Here is a 14082-nt window from a genome sequence, read left to right as displayed (position 1 = left end):
GGCCGCCAGTCATTGCGCGCGAGGCGGAACAACATATGCGCGGGTCTCGGTTCAGATCCACTGATCATTCTCTACCGTGCGTGCCCCCGGCGCGCCATCACCCGTGTTCACCACGCCTCGCGGCTCTATCAGTAGCATTTTCACTTCCGCAATTGCAGATGGTTTGTGCTCAATACCCTTGGGAACCACCGCCATCTGTCCCGCGCGCAACACGATGACCCCTTCGCCGCCAGTGCTAGCCCGATGAGCGATCCTCAACTCGCCTTCCAACACGACGAATGTCTCGTCGGTCTCGGCATGCACGTGCCATGGAAACTCGCCTTGTACCTTTACTACCTTGAACTGGTAGTCGTTCATTTCAGCGACGACGCGCGGTTGCCAGTGACCATCGATGCTGTCGATCTTCTGGATCAGGTCAATTGCTTGGCATTGGCCGCGCCCGGCAGGCGCTGCAGTTGAGTTGAGGGGCATGAACATGGATCGCTCCTTCCTAGTAAAAGAAGGCGAATCTACCCAGAGCTTTAAACCCTGTATTGAACGTTCTTGGCCGATAGCTAAGCAGCACGTCCACCGGATGCCATTCGAAGCCACCGCCCAGGCGTCAGTCCGAAGGTCTTGGTGAAATGGCGGGTCATGTGGCTCTGGTCGGCAAACCCAGCTGTCGCAGCAGCGTCCGCCAGAGATGCACCGCTCGTCAACATGCGACGCACCGCGTCAAGTCGCCTCATCGTCTGAAAACGATAAGGGCTCGTACCGTAGAAGATGCGAAAGTCATGCGACAGGCTCCACCGGTCACGCCCCGCTGCTGCCTCGAGCTCGCCCAGCGCAACGACTTTTTCCTGATTGGCGTGCAGGTAGTCGTATGCACGTTGCGCGGCAAGAAAGTCGCCCTTTGGCAGACGTGCAGGAGCGCCTGCCCCGGCTTCCAGGGCGAACGCTAGCTCGGCAATTGCATTGCTGTGTTCAAGGGGCTCCGGCCGCGTGTCTATGTGCCAGAGCAAGTTTTGGGCCGCAATCGCTAAGCGCGGGTCCGTGGTCACGCCCCCCTCGATGAAGGGCAATGCTTGCCCCTGGAGCACCGCTTGGATGAGGGCGGGCTCAACATAAACCATGCGGTACTCGAAACCCTCGTCAGTACCGGCCTGACCGTCGTGGGGTTCATCGGGGTGCAGCACCATTGTGTGGCCAGGCAAGCTGTCACGTCGGGTGCGTCGGTAATTGAAGCTCTGAACGCCGGCCAGGGTGCTACCGAACCCATATGTGTCGTGGCGGTGCATTGCATACGCCTTGCCGTGAAAACGAGCCTCGATGCGCTTCACGCCGTCGATGGGTTCGGCGTGCCTTACCCACTCAACGGGTGCTGATGCAGATGGCCGACTCATGACGGCATTGTATTCAAGGCATCGCTGCCAGCGATCTCGACAACAAAAATGAAACGAATATCGCACGCGATTGGGCGCCGCCATCGCTTCCCATTTCGTATGTGCCCATCCCAAATAGATTTTGTTTGAACTTGGGCCAAACGCCGCCGCTGTCGGCTCCGCAGGGCGGATTCAACCGGTCGATGCAACCCACTAGACGGGGTAAGAACTTGATGACAATGCATCGTGCGAGACCCAATCGAGGCCGCATATAGTAAGGAGTTAATTTTTAATGCTGACGCAGACGCTGCAAGACGGAGTGGATTCATTCAAGGTGTCAGTGCAGGAAGCCGCCACCGGTGCTCCTGTGGTTCTTTTCGCAGTGGGCGCGGGCGGCCAACCAGAACGTCACGCTACTCTCCTCAACGCTTTGGCCGAGTCTGGCTGCATGGTCGTTGCGCCGCATTTCGAGCGTCTTGCTTCGAGTACTCCAAGCGAGGACGAACTGACTCTCCGCGCAAGACGTCTCTCCCTCGCACTCGACGTATTCATTGCGCCCACGGCGAAGGCGATAGGTGTGGGGCATTCGATTGGCGCGGCCACCCTCGTCGCCATGGCGGGGGCTCACATGTGGTTAGAGCCAGGTCGACGCATCTGGATTGCACCGGACGGTCGCTTGTCTCGTCTAGCTCTCTTGGCTCCCCCAACCGGGTTCTTTCGAGCGCCCGCAGCACTTGATGCCGTGCGAGTTCCAGTCCTTACGTGGGTAGGTTCGGCGGATAGCATCACTCCTCCAGCCCAAACCGAATGGATGGCGAGTGCCATGCGCGATTCGGTTTCCGTGGACGTTCGCGTCACAAAAGGGGCTGGTCACTTTTCATTCATGGACACCCCCCCGCCCCATGCAACAGAGCCACTGCCCAACAAACATACGTTTCTCCAAGAGTACTCGCGCGAGATTTGCAAGTTCGTGATTGGTTAAGGCGTGGATGGCGACAAGCGGCGTACGTGCCTCTGGTTCATCCCCATAAACCCGGCTGCCAGCGGTGCGGCAACAGCTCATGTACCAAGCTGGCCTGTTGGGTTGGCAGGCACGTCAGAACATCTGTGAGGTAAGCGTAGGGGTCGCGACCATTGAGTCGAGCGCTTTGAATCAGGCTCATCACAGCGGCACCGCGTTGGCCCGCGCGAAGCGAGCCGACAAACAACCAGTTGTTGCGCCCAATGGCAATCGGTCGGATTTGGTTCTCGATGTGGTTGTTGTCGACGGGCAATTGCCCGTCATCGACAAAGCGGGTCAACGCCTGCCAACGCCGCAGGCTGTAGACGGTGACCTGCACCATCACCGACGACGACGCAGGCGACTCGGACCTGACCCCGTGCCGTATCAGCGACCCGTTTGCACTGGCAGCGGGCCCTCTTGGAGGCGGTGCAGTGTCCATCCATCCCTGTGGATGCGCTTCGGGCGCTGGGGCTGCTTTGTCGGCTGTGCTGGGATTCCTGGGTTGGCGCAGGCAGCGGAGTCTGGCCAAGGGTTGATGTATGCCAGGGGGCGTGGGTAACGTGTGAATGGAATTCAAGACGTCGCCCGTGCCACCCACGAGCTATCCTTGCGACGAGAGTCAGCACGTGTCACACGAGACCATCTACCGTAGTCTGTTCATCCAAGCGCGTGGCGCCTTGAAGAAGGAGCTGTTGGAGCACCTCACACCCGCTGAGATGTTCAGCGAATGTGTTGCATCGACCGCTTGAATCCGCCGCCTCAACCAGCCTTTCCTAAAGGATTCAGGGATTTGACTCTATGTCTGGACATCTGGCCGGAAAATAGAAGCAGGAAGGTTCTCGCTGTCAGCTGATATCCGTCAAGGCCTTGGCATCCAAGACGAGTGGTCGCGTTCAAGCCCGGATCTTGGACGCAGATGCTTGGCATGCAGCAGTAGTAGAAAGGCTTCGTTGAACCTGCCGCAAGTCCGTATTTGAGTGGTCGCTGCAGCGCACCTGGATGAGTTACGACTTTAGATTGACGGCTACTTGGCGGATCAGTGCGCTAAGCCGCATGGATGCTGGACTTGGGTTTACGACTTTAACTAACCAGAATAGCTGGCGGCAACACGCATCTCCTTCTATCGCAGAGCGGGCGAGTTCGTCATGCGTCAGGGGCCGCTCTTGACCGCCCCGGCAGCTTGCTGCGCAGCCACTCCAGCAGATCATCGACATAGGTGAACACCACCGGCACAACGATCAAACTGAGGACCGTCGAGGTGATCAGCCCACCAATCACAACGATTGCCATCGGCTGGCGAAAGCTGGGCTCGGCGCCCAGCCCAAGGGCGTTGGGCATCATGCCTGCGCCCATGGCGATGGTCGTCATGATGATCGGCTGGGCGCGCTTGTGGCAAGCGTCCATAATGGCGTCAAAGCGGCTCATGCCGTGTTCACGCCGCGCCATGATCGCGTACTCCACCAGCAAGATTGAGTTTTTCGTCACGATGCCCATCAGCATCAACAGCCCGATCACCGCCGGCATGGAGAACGATTGATTCGTCACCAACAACGCAAACAGTGCGCCGCCCAGCGCCAACGGCAGCGCGCACAGAATGGTGGCGGGTTGCAGAAAGTCGTGGAACAACAGCACCAGCACTGCGTAGATGCAGAAAATCCCGATGGCCATGGCGACGCCAAAGCTCTGGAACAACTCCGACATGCGCTGCAGCTCCCCTTGCTCGACCCTGTGCACGCCGGCAGGCAGCGACTTGAGGGCCGGCAATTCGGACGCTTCCTTCTGCACATCTCCGATCTGCCGTCCAGCCAGTTCGACTGACAGGGTGATGTTGCGCGCGCGATCCAGGCGCGTGATCTGTGATGGGCCGCTGCCCATAGAAATATCGGCAACCGAACCCAGATTGACCGTTCCATTGCTGCCCTGCACGCGCAACTGCGACACTGCGCTCAGGTTCTCCCGAACGGACGGGTCCATGCGAACGCGCACCGGAATCTGACGCTCCGACAGATTGAGCTTGGGAAGCGCATTGGAGTAGTCGCCATAGGTGGCCAGGCGCACTGCATCGGCCAGGCTCTCGGTGGTCACGCCCAGCGCCGCGGCCCGCGCCGCATCCGGATGAATCTGAATTTCTGGCCGCTGCAGGGCCGCACTCGACGTGACGTTGCCGATGCCGTTGAGTGTGCGCAACTGTGCCTCGGCCTGCGATGCTGCAGTCGCCAGGGCCGTGACATCCTCCCCAGCGAGCGTGATGGCCAGCGTTTCGCCATTGGCGCCGCTGCCCACCGCAATCCGGGCGGCAGGGATGGCGCGCAGGGCGTCTCTCATCTTGGCTTCCACTGCCGACTGCTTGAGCGAGCGGTCGCCACGCGCAGAGAGCTCTACCGTCAGCGTGGCACTGCTTACATCGGCCGTGGCACTGGAAGACGGGCCGCCGCCGGTGGTTGCCGTTCCTGCAGAAATGAACACGCTGCGTACTTCCGGCAGCTTGCGCAGCAGCTCGGACGCCTGCTTGCTTGCAGCCACCGTGTCGTCCAGGGTGCTGCCCGGGGGCAGGGTGATGCTGACTTGCGACTGGGACTTGTCCTGCGCCGGAATGAATCCGGTTGGCAGAAGCGGGATCATGGACAGTGACAGGATAAAAAACACCGCCACCGCAAGCATGGTCAGTTTGCGGTGCTTGAGCACCGATTGCACCCAACCCAGGTACCGGGTCATCACCTTGCCGTCGTGCCCGTCCTCGTCATGCGCCTTGGCCGGTTTCATCAGGTAGGCGGCCATCATGGGGGTGAGCAGGCGCGCGACCAGCAAGGAGGCCACCACGGCGACCGAAGCGGTGATGCCGAACTGGCGGAAGAACTTTCCGGGAACGCCGCCCATGAACGCGGTGGGCAGGAACACCGCCACCAGCGTGAACGTCGTGGCGATCACGGCCAGACCGATTTCATCGGCCGCTTCCATCGCGGCATCGAAGGGCGTCTTGCCCATGCGTATATGCCGCGCAATGTTCTCGATCTCGACAATGGCGTCGTCCACCAAAATACCCACGACCAATGCCAGTGACAGCAGTGTCACGGTGTTCATCGAATAGCCGATGAGCGCCATGAACCCGAAGGTGGGGATGATGGAGAGTGGCAGCGCAGCAGCGGCCACGATTGTGGCGCGCCAGTCCCGCAGAAACCACCACACCACCAGGATGGCGAGCACGGCCCCTTCCAGCAGCAGGTCCATCGAGCCGTCGTAGTTCTCCTGAATCGGCGTGACGGACGTGCTGGCCTCGATGATTTTTTCGGCAGGATGCGACTGCGCAAACTGTTGGATGGCGGCGCGCACGTCGTCGACCACGCCCACGTCGGAATAGCCTTTCGAGCGCGTGATCTGAAAACCGATGACCGGCACGCCATCCCGGAACGCGCGCGTGCTGCGGTCGGCATAGGTGTCGGTGACGCGGGCGACCTGGTCCAGCCGTACATAGCGACCCTGGCCAAGTGGAATACTGATCGCGGCGATCTCTGCGGCCGTGCCTACCGTGGCGATGGTGCGGGTCGATTGGCGTTGCGCGCCAATCTGACCCAGACCGCCCGAGCTTTCCTTCTGAACAGCCTTGAGCTGAGACGACACCGCAGAAGGCGTGACACCCAGCCCCGCCATGAGCGATGGGTCGAGGTCCACGTGCACCTCGCGGTCAATGCCGCCAACGCGGGCTACCGACGCCACGCCCTTGACAGCCAGCATCGCGCGCGAAACGTCGTTGTCCACGAACCAGGAAAGATCCTGCTCGTCCAATCGGCTCGATTCAAGGGTGTAGGTCAGGATCGCCGAGCTCGCTGACGTCTGCTTGGACACCGTGGGCGCCGACATGCTCGCAGGCAACTCGGCCCGTGCGCTGTCCACAGCGTTGCGCACTTCGCTGAGCGCCACCTCGCTGTCTTTGTCGATTTCAAAGCTGACGCTGATGCTGACCGAACCATCGGTGATGGTGGTGGTGATGTGGTCCAGCCGTGTGAGTGATGCGAGCTTGTCCTCGATCTTGCGCGCGACCTCTGTTTCGAGCTGCGAAGGCGCGGCCCCCTCCAGAGATGCCGTCACTGCGATGGTGGGCAGATCCATGTCCGGAAAATCCTGGATCTCCAGCCGGTGAAATCCAATCGCGCCCAGAACCGTCAGTAGAAGAAAAAGGAGGATCGCCGGAACAGGATTGCGGATCGACCAGGAAGAAATGTTCATCGATTACCTCCGGTCTTCGCGTCGGCTGCCGCGCCAGCCGTTTCGGCGGCATTCGCCGATAAGACCGTTACCTTCGCGCCATCGGACAGGAATCCGCCACCGCTGGCCACAACGCTCCAGTTGGGATCAAGACCAGTGACGATTTCCACACGGTCGCCTTGCCGCCGCCCAGAAACCACCACCCGGCTAGACACCTGCTGCCCCTCACCCAGGACATACACGTACGAGCGGCCATCCCTCAGAACAATGGCGGATTGGGGCAAGGTGAGTGCAGGCGTGCTCGCCAAGTCAATGCTCCCGCTGGCAAATTGCCCTGGCTGAGCGCCCTGACCGGCAACCAGGCTGACGTACGCCATTCCGCGACCCGTTGCTGCATCCAAGGTGGGCGATACCAGGCGCACCTTTCCCTCTACCGTTTTCCCGTTGGGCAAAACCACATGTGCGGGTTGGTCTGCCGCTACGCTCGCCAGCTGGGCCGCGTCCAGCTCGGCGCGCCATTCCACGCGGCCCTGACGAATCAACCGAAAAAGCTCGGCGCCAGCAGTCACCACGGCCCCCAGAACGGCGGACTTGGAGGACACCACGCCATCGTCCGCAGCCACAATTTTGGTATGCGACAGTTTCAGCCGGGCGCTCTCTAGGTCTGCCAGTGCAGATGCGAGAGACGCCTCGGCGGTCGCCTGATTGGCTTGGTATTCATCCAGTTTTTGCGGTGCCAACGCGCCGACAACGTCCACGGCTTTGGCCCTTTTCAGATTCATTTGGGCTTGCACAAGGCTGGCGCGGGCTTGCGCCACCAGCGCTTCCTGCTTGCGCAGTTCGGCCTTGACCGTGCTGTCAGACAGCTGCACCAGGACCTGACCGCGCCGCACGGTGCTGCCCACATCCACCAGCAACTTTTCGATGCGCAGTCCACCCGTCTCAGGGCTGACAACCACCTCTTGCCATGCGGTCACAGCGCCGTGGGCCTGGATTTGCTGGGGCCAGGTCTGCGTCTGCGCCTTGACGACGTTCACCGTCAAAGCCGCTGCGCTCGACGGATCCTTTGTTGGGGTGGCGGCCTCGCCAGGCTTGCCGGGGCGAGGGACCCACATTGCGTATGCCGCGGCGATCAGGATGAGCACAACGAGGCCTACGATCACCCATTTTTGATGGGACTTGAGATTGCTGGTCATGGGGAGGTCTTTGAAAGGGAATCAAGGTCTTCAGGGGACATCGCCGGGGTGTGTGATTGCCAGCCCCCGCCCAATGCCTTGTACAAAGCGATCCAGTACTCCACGCGGTCTCGCTGCAGTCCGATCAGTTCGATCTGGGCGGCCAATGCCTGCCGCCTCGACTCTTCCAGGTCAAGCAGGCTGGCGGAGCCAGCACGCCACTGCGCCTCGATCCCCACTACATGCAGCCGGTATTCTTGTGCCGCGCGCTCCGCCTGCTCCGTACGGCTCGCGGTACTGTTCAGCCGAACCAGCGATTGCTCGACTTCTTTTACGGCGGTTCGAACGCTCTGGCGCCAGTCGGCCATTGCTGCGTTGTATGCGGCCCGTGCACTGTCCACTGCGGCCTTGCGTTTACCACCGTCGAATAGCGGTAGCGAGAGCGTCGGTCCAAATGACCAAGTCGTCTGCGACGAGGCCATGGAAACCGAAGACACATTGATAGAACCCGAGAGCGAAATACTCGGATAAAGGTCTGCTTGCGCAACACCGATCTCGGCGCTGGCGGCCGCCAATTCGCGTTCCGCCGAGGCCAGATCGGGCCGCTGCCGCAGCGCCTGGGCCGGAACGCTTTGTATATCGATAGCACCGGGCTGCGGAATACGGTTGGCGCCGCTGGCCAACCGGTCACGCAGCTGCGGCTCGGCCCGCCCCGTCAGGTCCACCAGCGACTTCACCAGCAGCTCGCATTGCGCGCTCTGCGCAAGCCCTGCGGAAGTGGTGCTTGCTAGGCTGGCGCGGGCCAGCGAACCGTCGGAGCTGGCGTTCAGTCCGGCACGCACCAGTGATTCGGTTGCCTTCACAGTCTTGCCAATGGAGGTGAGTTCCTGGGCATGGGCGTCTGCCAGCAAGCGGCACGCTCGGTATTGCACATAGGTGTCGGCCACCTCTGCGGCCAGAGAGATGCGCGCGTCGTGCCAATCGTCCTCGCGCGCCTGCGCCCGCGCCTGAGCAGATTCAGTGCTTCTGCGGATCTTGCCGAACAGGTCGATCTCCCACGACGCATCGAGACCTGCGCTGCGCGCCGTGGCGACCTCGCCGGTTTGCTGCGTGCCGCGCGTCACCGAGGCTTGTCCGTTCATGGCCGGAAGACCTGAACCCCGCGCACTGGTCAGCGTGGCGCGTGCTTTTTCGATGTTGGCCCAGGCTTTGGCAAGCGTAGGGCTATCAGATTCAGCGGAGCGCTGAAGCCCGGTGAGCTCGGGGTCGTTGAACTGGCTCCACCAGTCGCCGAGTGCTGCCACTTGGCCCCCATGAGGCAGCGGCGCCTGCCATGCCGAAGACGTCTTGGTTTCCAGCTGCGCATGGTTGGGGCCGACGACAGCGCAACCACCCAGCGCGATGGTGAGGCCAATAGCACATAGGCGTAAGGTGGTTCGCCAAAGGGCGCATCGTGAGGTATACATACTGTCCTGAAAGGTCAGTCTGGATCGTATGGGCCGCGAATGTTTGGCAGTGTGGACGAGCGTTAAGCTGGGTAAAATTCTGAAGCGAACTCGTCGGTGCAGGGGGCTTTCGGGAGATACTGCTTGTCACCCATGATCCCTGTGCTACTCGTAGACGATGACCGCGAACTCACGACGATGCTCTCGCAGTATCTTGTCCGTGAGGGCTTTGACGTGCATGCTGTGCATGACGGTCAGGCTGGCGTCGTGGAGGCTACTTCAGGGCGCTACGCAATAGCGGTGCTCGACGTCATGATGCCGCGGCTGTCTGGCATGGAGGCGTTGCGCCGTATCCGTGCCAGCAGCAAAGTTCCGGTGCTGATGCTTACGGCGCGTGGCGATAACGTCGATCGCATCGTTGGACTGGACATGGGTGCCGATGACTATGTGCCCAAACCCTGCACTCCCGGTGAACTCGTCGCTCGAATCCGCGCCATCCTGCGGCGCACGCTGGCCCGGGAAGACGCAGCGCCGAACTCAGGCCTTCGAACCGTGAACGTAGGCGCGTTGACAATGGCACTTGGCACCCGTCAGGCCACTTGGTTAGGGACACCCCTAGAACTGACGGGGACGGAGTTCAGTTTGCTCGAAGTGCTGGCTCGGCAAGCGGGGCAACTGGTGAGCAAGCAAGAGATTTCGCAACAGGCGTTCAACCGTCCACTGGGAAAATTTGATCGTCGTATCGATGTGCATATCAGCAGCATTCGCCAAAAGCTTGGACTGCGGCCCGACGGAGAATCCTGGATCCAGAGTGTGCGCGGCCTGGGCTACCAACTGCTCAAGGACTGACACAGATGGCCGCACGCCGCATTGGGCGATTGTTCTGGAAACTGCTGCTGGCCTTGTGGCTGAGCATGGTCCTTTCGTTCCTGGGCACGTTGGCGTACATCACGCTCATCGGGCGCCCACCGCCACCCGACGATGTCGGTTCTTTCGGATTCATTCCCCTCGTGCCCCTGATTTCCGCAATGGCGGCCGTGCTCATCATCGGCCCAGTGCTGGCTTGGTATTTGTCTCGGCCATTGCGTCACCTGCGCTGGGCCTTGCGAAGGGCCGCTGAGGGCAAATTCGATACGCGAGTGCAACCGCTGATGGGCGGGCGGCGCGACGAGATCGCGGACCTGGCGCAAGAGTTCGACAACATGGCATTGCAGCTGCAGCAGATGACGGCATCGCGCCAGGTGCTGTTTCATGACATATCCCACGAGCTGCGCTCCCCGCTTTCCCGGCTGCAAGCCGCCATTGGCCTCTTGCGGCAAGACCCGCCCAGTACGGAGGCGATGGTTGATCGCATCGAGCGGGAAAGCGAGCGCCTCGACATCCTGATCGAAGAACTGCTCACGCTGCACCGTTTGGAGGCGCCCGCTGGCCTGGCTCACGAAAAAGTGGACGTCATCGAATTGCTGCATGCGATTGCCGAGGATGCCGACTTTGAGGCAAGGTCACAGTCGGCGCGCCAGGTTCGCATCGATGCGCCGGGGCAATTTGTCGCACAGGTCAATGGAGAACTGCTTTGCCGCGCCTTTGAAAACGTGATTCGCAACGCAGTGAAGTACACAGCGCCTGGTACTGCGGTCGATATCGTAGCGAGGGTCAACTCGGAGAGTGGTCAACTGACGATCACTGTCCAGGATCACGGGCCAGGTGTTCCGTCTGCCATGTTGCAGAAAATCTTCGAACCCTTTACCCGTGTTGAAGGAGGCGAGTCTGTGCGTGGCGTGGGTCTTGGGCTTGCCATCGCGTTGCGGTCCATGAGGCTGCACGGCGGCAATATCGAAGCAAGTTCACGTGAAGGCGGCGGTTTGGTCGTAAAACTCTCGCTGCCTGCAGCGCCAGACCCTATAGGCAGGATGTAGCTCGTGAGCTTGGTTTGCTGCAGTCGAAGAGCCATGCATTTCTGCCCATCGCCTAAGAACGGATCAGATTTTCTCAATGGTTGTTGTTGCCCCGCACATTGCCGTTGGAAGAGGTGGTGCCAAGACTTTGGCAAAAACAACTCGATTTCGCCTGCCTGGCGCACAACCGCAAAGCTGCATGCGGCTCTACTACGCTACGTCAATCACGCCGCCGAATTGCTTCGGTGATTTTCTCGGCAAGGGCCTTGAGGGGCGTGCTGAGTTCAGCCTCAACCTCCTGCGCGCTCTGCTGTGTGGTGACACTCATGTTGAGCACATAGATGGCCCCAGTAGGCGTGATGATGGGGATCGCGATAGCGACCACCTCGGGCTGCCAGGAGGCGGTGCAGTAGCCTTTTCTGCAGAACACTTGCACCGCTGCGAGTATCTCTTCACGAATTGCCTTCCAGCCGGATAGACGCTGCTGCCCAAGCTTGGTCATCAGCTCCCGTCGCTGTGTTTCTGAGGTGGCGCACAGATATGCGCGCCCAAGGGATGTGAGTTCGATCGGCACGCGCTGGCCCGCTACCACGCTTCGCAGCGATACCTTCCTGTTGTAGCGTATGGACTCCAGATAGACCATCTCCTCGCGGTCCGCCACGGCCAGCCCTACATTGACGCGCAGCTTCTCCGCTGCGGTGCGCATCAATGGGGCCGCGCACTGCAGCACGGGTGACCCTGATCGCATGGCGTGAGCGAAGCTCAATACCGGGGCTGCAAGTCGGTATGCGCGCCGCGCGCCGTCATGCTCCAAAAGACCGCACTGAACCAGCGTCTGCGTCAGTCTGCTGACGGTTGCCCTGGACAGGCCGGTGCGCTCCGCCAGATCGCCATTTCCCAGCAGATCGGCGCCTGGCCGAAACGCTCTGAGTATCTCTACGCCACGCTCCAATGACCGGTTCAGCGTGGGCTCCTCATGGTTCTTGCGTCTGGCAGCGCTGCTGGTAGGTGAAGTCATAGTGGGTCTTGTGGAAGGTATTTCATTTCCAATCAGTGGAATTTAGGGGGTGCACAGGAGAGGGCGTTCTCTTAATCTAACCCTGTGAGTGAGGCGGCCGATCATGCCGCTCCTTGAGGTCACTTGCCGTTAGTCAATTCCCTAATAAATGGAGACAAAGAAATGCACAAACACCTGCTTTCTGCGCGTTCGCGCATCGCTGCGGTCATTGCGGCTACGGCGGTCCTGAGCGGTCTATATGCCGCTCCTGCCAACGCGGCATTCCCTGACAAACCTGTCCGCATCATCGTGCCATTTGCACCGGGTGGCGGTACGGATCTGGTCGCTCGTTCCATGACAGTGGTCATGGGCCAAGAGCTCGGTCAGCCCGTCATCATCGATAACAAGCCGGGCGCTGGAACCCTCATCGGAACCGATGCGGCAGCCAAGAGCGCGCCTGATGGATACACCATGGTGATGGCGACTGTCGCGCATGTGGTCAATCCCAGTATTCAGCCCAAGCTGCCCTACAACCACGACAAGGACTTCGCGCCTGTGATGCTGGTGGGTGTGTCACCCAATGTGCTGGTCGTGCGGTCCAGCAGCCCCTATAAATCCGTCAAGGACGTCATTGCCGCTGCCAAGGCAACTCCGGGCAAGCTTTCGTTTGCCTCACAAGGTGCGGGAACTTCTGCCCACCTCGCAGGTGAATTGTTCAAGAACCTCATCGGCACCAACCTCATTCATATCCCCTATCGCGGTGCCGGACCTGCGCTCACAGATTTGCTGGGAGGACAGGTCGACGTGATGTTTGCAACCGCCGCTGCGGTCGGAAGCATGATTGAAAGCGGCAAGCTGCGCGCTCTGGCCGTGACAACGGCCACCCGATCGAGCTCGCATGTCCTCTCCAAGGTTCCCACTGTCGCTGAAAGCGGCGTGCCCGGGTATGTGGCCGACAGCTGGTACGGGCTCTTTGCCCCAGCAGGCACGCCTGCTGATGTGATCGAGAAGCTCAACGCTGCAGCAAAGAAGGCCGTCTTCACCGACGCCTTCCGCAAGAGGATGGAAGCCGAGGGCCTCATTGTCAAAGGCGGCACCCCTCAGGATTTTGGCACCTATGCCAAGGGCGAAGAAGCCCGCTGGCGCAAGGTCGTCAAGGACAACAACATCACCAATGACTAGCCTTTCGAAAGCAGAAAATGACCACAGAGCTCATTGAACTGACCGTCACCAATGGCATCGCGACGCTCATGCTGAATCGCCCTGACAAGCGCAACGCGATGAGCGACGACATGCGTACCGAGTTCATCGCAGCGCTGGAGCATGTCAGCGCGAACAAGTCTATACGTGCGCTGGTGCTCACTGGCAATGGCAAGGGTTTCTGCGCTGGAGGAGATATCTCCGGCATGGAGCGCCGCATGAATGCGCCAGCCGGGGAGATTGCCTTCAACGGCTGGCATCGTCAGCAGCGCGTGCACCACACGCAGACCCTGCTGCACACGATGCCTAAGCCCACCATCGCAGCCGTCAATGGCGCAGCGTCGGGGCTGGGCGCCGACACGGCGCTTGCATGTGACTTCATCATCGCCAATGAGTGGGCCCATTTCTCCTGGTCCTACATCCACCGCGGCATCATTCCCGATGGGGGCGGTATGTACTTCCTGCCCCGCCGCGTCGGGCTGCCCAAGGCCAAGGAACTGATTTTCACGGGCCGCAAGGTCAATGTGAACGAGGCGCTGGCCATGGGCATCGTGGACCGCAAGACCTCGGCGCAAACGCTGGTGGCCGATGCGCAGGCGTGGGCAGCGGAACTCAGCAAAGGGTCGGCAACCGCACTGGCGCTGGGCAAGACGATTCTGGACCAAACCTTCGAGATGTCGGCACAACAGGTGTTCGCACAAGGCAGCCAGGCACAAGGCATCTGCTACACGAGCACAGAGCACCGCGATTCGGTGATGGCCTTTCTTGCAAAGGCTTCGGCAACGGCCAGCAAAGAGTAATTT

11 protein-coding genes and 1 pseudogene are annotated in these 14082 nt (G+C 60.7%); 5 read left to right on the top strand and 7 right to left on the bottom strand.

The window, feature by feature from the left end; genetic code table 11:
* Positions 1-51: 51 nt before the first annotated feature.
* The 3 genes and pseudogenes from KI609_RS18990 to KI609_RS18980 form a co-directional block, all read right to left on the bottom strand.
* Complete coding sequence (locus KI609_RS18990) at positions 52-471, bottom strand: cupin domain-containing protein (protein ID WP_226450536.1); 420 nt, start codon at positions 469-471, stop codon at positions 52-54.
* Between the two features lie 83 nt (positions 472-554).
* Positions 555-1382 carry an AraC family transcriptional regulator gene (locus tag KI609_RS18985; protein WP_226445103.1) on the bottom strand — a complete coding sequence of 276 codons (828 nt, stop codon included), beginning with the start codon at positions 1380-1382 and terminating at the stop codon, positions 555-557.
* A gap of 998 nt (positions 1383-2380) precedes the next feature.
* Positions 2381-2716: pseudogene (locus tag KI609_RS18980) on the bottom strand (IS66 family transposase); the annotation flags it as partial.
* A gap of 274 nt (positions 2717-2990) precedes the next feature.
* Between KI609_RS18980 and KI609_RS22935 the strand changes: the two are divergent.
* Complete coding sequence (locus tag KI609_RS22935; RefSeq protein ID WP_264181391.1) at positions 2991-3113, top strand: hypothetical protein; 123 nt, start codon at positions 2991-2993, stop codon at positions 3111-3113.
* A 394-nt stretch (positions 3114-3507) separates the two neighbouring features.
* On the opposite strand, the gene KI609_RS18975 is transcribed toward KI609_RS22935, so the two are convergent.
* From KI609_RS18975 to KI609_RS18965, 3 genes are read right to left on the bottom strand one after another with little or no spacing between them, the layout of a single operon-like run.
* Positions 3508-6588 (bottom strand): efflux RND transporter permease subunit, encoded by a 3081-nt coding sequence (locus KI609_RS18975; RefSeq protein ID WP_226445102.1) that lies wholly within the window; start codon positions 6586-6588, stop codon positions 3508-3510.
* Positions 6585-7763 (bottom strand): efflux RND transporter periplasmic adaptor subunit, encoded by a 1179-nt coding sequence (locus tag KI609_RS18970; RefSeq protein ID WP_226445101.1) that lies wholly within the window; start codon positions 7761-7763, stop codon positions 6585-6587. The genes KI609_RS18975 and KI609_RS18970 overlap by 4 nt, the downstream gene beginning before the upstream one ends.
* Positions 7760-9208, bottom strand: coding sequence for an efflux transporter outer membrane subunit (locus tag KI609_RS18965; protein WP_226445100.1), 1449 nt, complete (start codon positions 9206-9208; stop codon positions 7760-7762). Before KI609_RS18965 ends, KI609_RS18970 begins: the two co-directional genes overlap by 4 nt.
* A gap of 132 nt (positions 9209-9340) precedes the next feature.
* On the opposite strand from KI609_RS18965, the gene KI609_RS18960 reads away from it, so the two are divergent.
* Together KI609_RS18960 and KI609_RS18955 are read left to right on the top strand one after the other, a co-directional pair.
* Positions 9341-10036 carry a response regulator transcription factor gene (locus KI609_RS18960; protein WP_226450534.1) on the top strand — a complete coding sequence of 232 codons (696 nt, stop codon included), beginning with the start codon at positions 9341-9343 and terminating at the stop codon, positions 10034-10036.
* A 5-nt stretch (positions 10037-10041) separates the two neighbouring features.
* Entirely contained in the window at positions 10042-11103 is a 1062-nt protein-coding gene (locus KI609_RS18955; RefSeq protein ID WP_226445099.1) for an ATP-binding protein, read from the top strand.
* A 199-nt stretch (positions 11104-11302) separates the two neighbouring features.
* On the opposite strand, the gene KI609_RS18950 is transcribed toward KI609_RS18955, so the two are convergent.
* Positions 11303-12100, bottom strand: a complete 798-nt coding sequence (locus KI609_RS18950) for an IclR family transcriptional regulator (RefSeq protein WP_226445098.1) — start codon at positions 12098-12100, stop codon at positions 11303-11305.
* A gap of 162 nt (positions 12101-12262) precedes the next feature.
* Between KI609_RS18950 and KI609_RS18945 the strand changes: the two genes are divergently transcribed.
* Both KI609_RS18945 and KI609_RS18940 read left to right on the top strand, forming a co-directional pair.
* A complete protein-coding gene (locus tag KI609_RS18945; protein WP_226445097.1) occupies positions 12263-13261 on the top strand; it encodes a tripartite tricarboxylate transporter substrate binding protein in 999 nt (332 codons plus the stop codon).
* A 17-nt stretch (positions 13262-13278) separates the two neighbouring features.
* Positions 13279-14079: an enoyl-CoA hydratase/isomerase family protein gene (locus KI609_RS18940; protein ID WP_226445096.1), complete on the top strand. Its 801-nt coding sequence runs from the start codon at positions 13279-13281 to the stop codon at positions 14077-14079.
* The last annotated feature ends 3 nt before the right edge of the window (positions 14080-14082 follow it).

The organism is Acidovorax radicis (assembly GCF_020510705.1).
Lineage (GTDB): Bacteria > Pseudomonadota > Gammaproteobacteria > Burkholderiales > Burkholderiaceae_C > Acidovorax > Acidovorax radicis_A.
Note: the sequence above shows the minus strand (reverse complement) of the source record. Positions and strands in the feature narration are given on the sequence as shown.

Bases quoted from the DNA above. Each gene is read 5' to 3' on its own strand.
- KI609_RS18990 (WP_226450536.1), bottom strand. From the start codon at position 471: ATGCCCCTCAACTCAACTGCAGCGCCTGCCGGGCGCGGCCAATGCCAA.
- KI609_RS18985 (WP_226445103.1), bottom strand. From the start codon at position 1,382: ATGAGTCGGCCATCTGCATCAGCACCCGTTGAGTGGGTAAGGCACGCC.
- KI609_RS18975 (WP_226445102.1), bottom strand. From the start codon at position 6,588: ATGAACATTTCTTCCTGGTCGATCCGCAATCCTGTTCCGGCGATCCTC.
- KI609_RS18970 (WP_226445101.1), bottom strand. From the start codon at position 7,763: ATGACCAGCAATCTCAAGTCCCATCAAAAATGGGTGATCGTAGGCCTC.
- KI609_RS18965 (WP_226445100.1), bottom strand. From the start codon at position 9,208: ATGTATACCTCACGATGCGCCCTTTGGCGAACCACCTTACGCCTATGT.
- KI609_RS18960 (WP_226450534.1), top strand. From the start codon at position 9,341: ATGATCCCTGTGCTACTCGTAGACGATGACCGCGAACTCACGACGATG.
- KI609_RS18955 (WP_226445099.1), top strand. From the start codon at position 10,042: ATGGCCGCACGCCGCATTGGGCGATTGTTCTGGAAACTGCTGCTGGCC.
- KI609_RS18950 (WP_226445098.1), bottom strand. From the start codon at position 12,100: ATGACTTCACCTACCAGCAGCGCTGCCAGACGCAAGAACCATGAGGAG.
- KI609_RS18945 (WP_226445097.1), top strand. From the start codon at position 12,263: ATGCACAAACACCTGCTTTCTGCGCGTTCGCGCATCGCTGCGGTCATT.
- KI609_RS18940 (WP_226445096.1), top strand. From the start codon at position 13,279: ATGACCACAGAGCTCATTGAACTGACCGTCACCAATGGCATCGCGACG.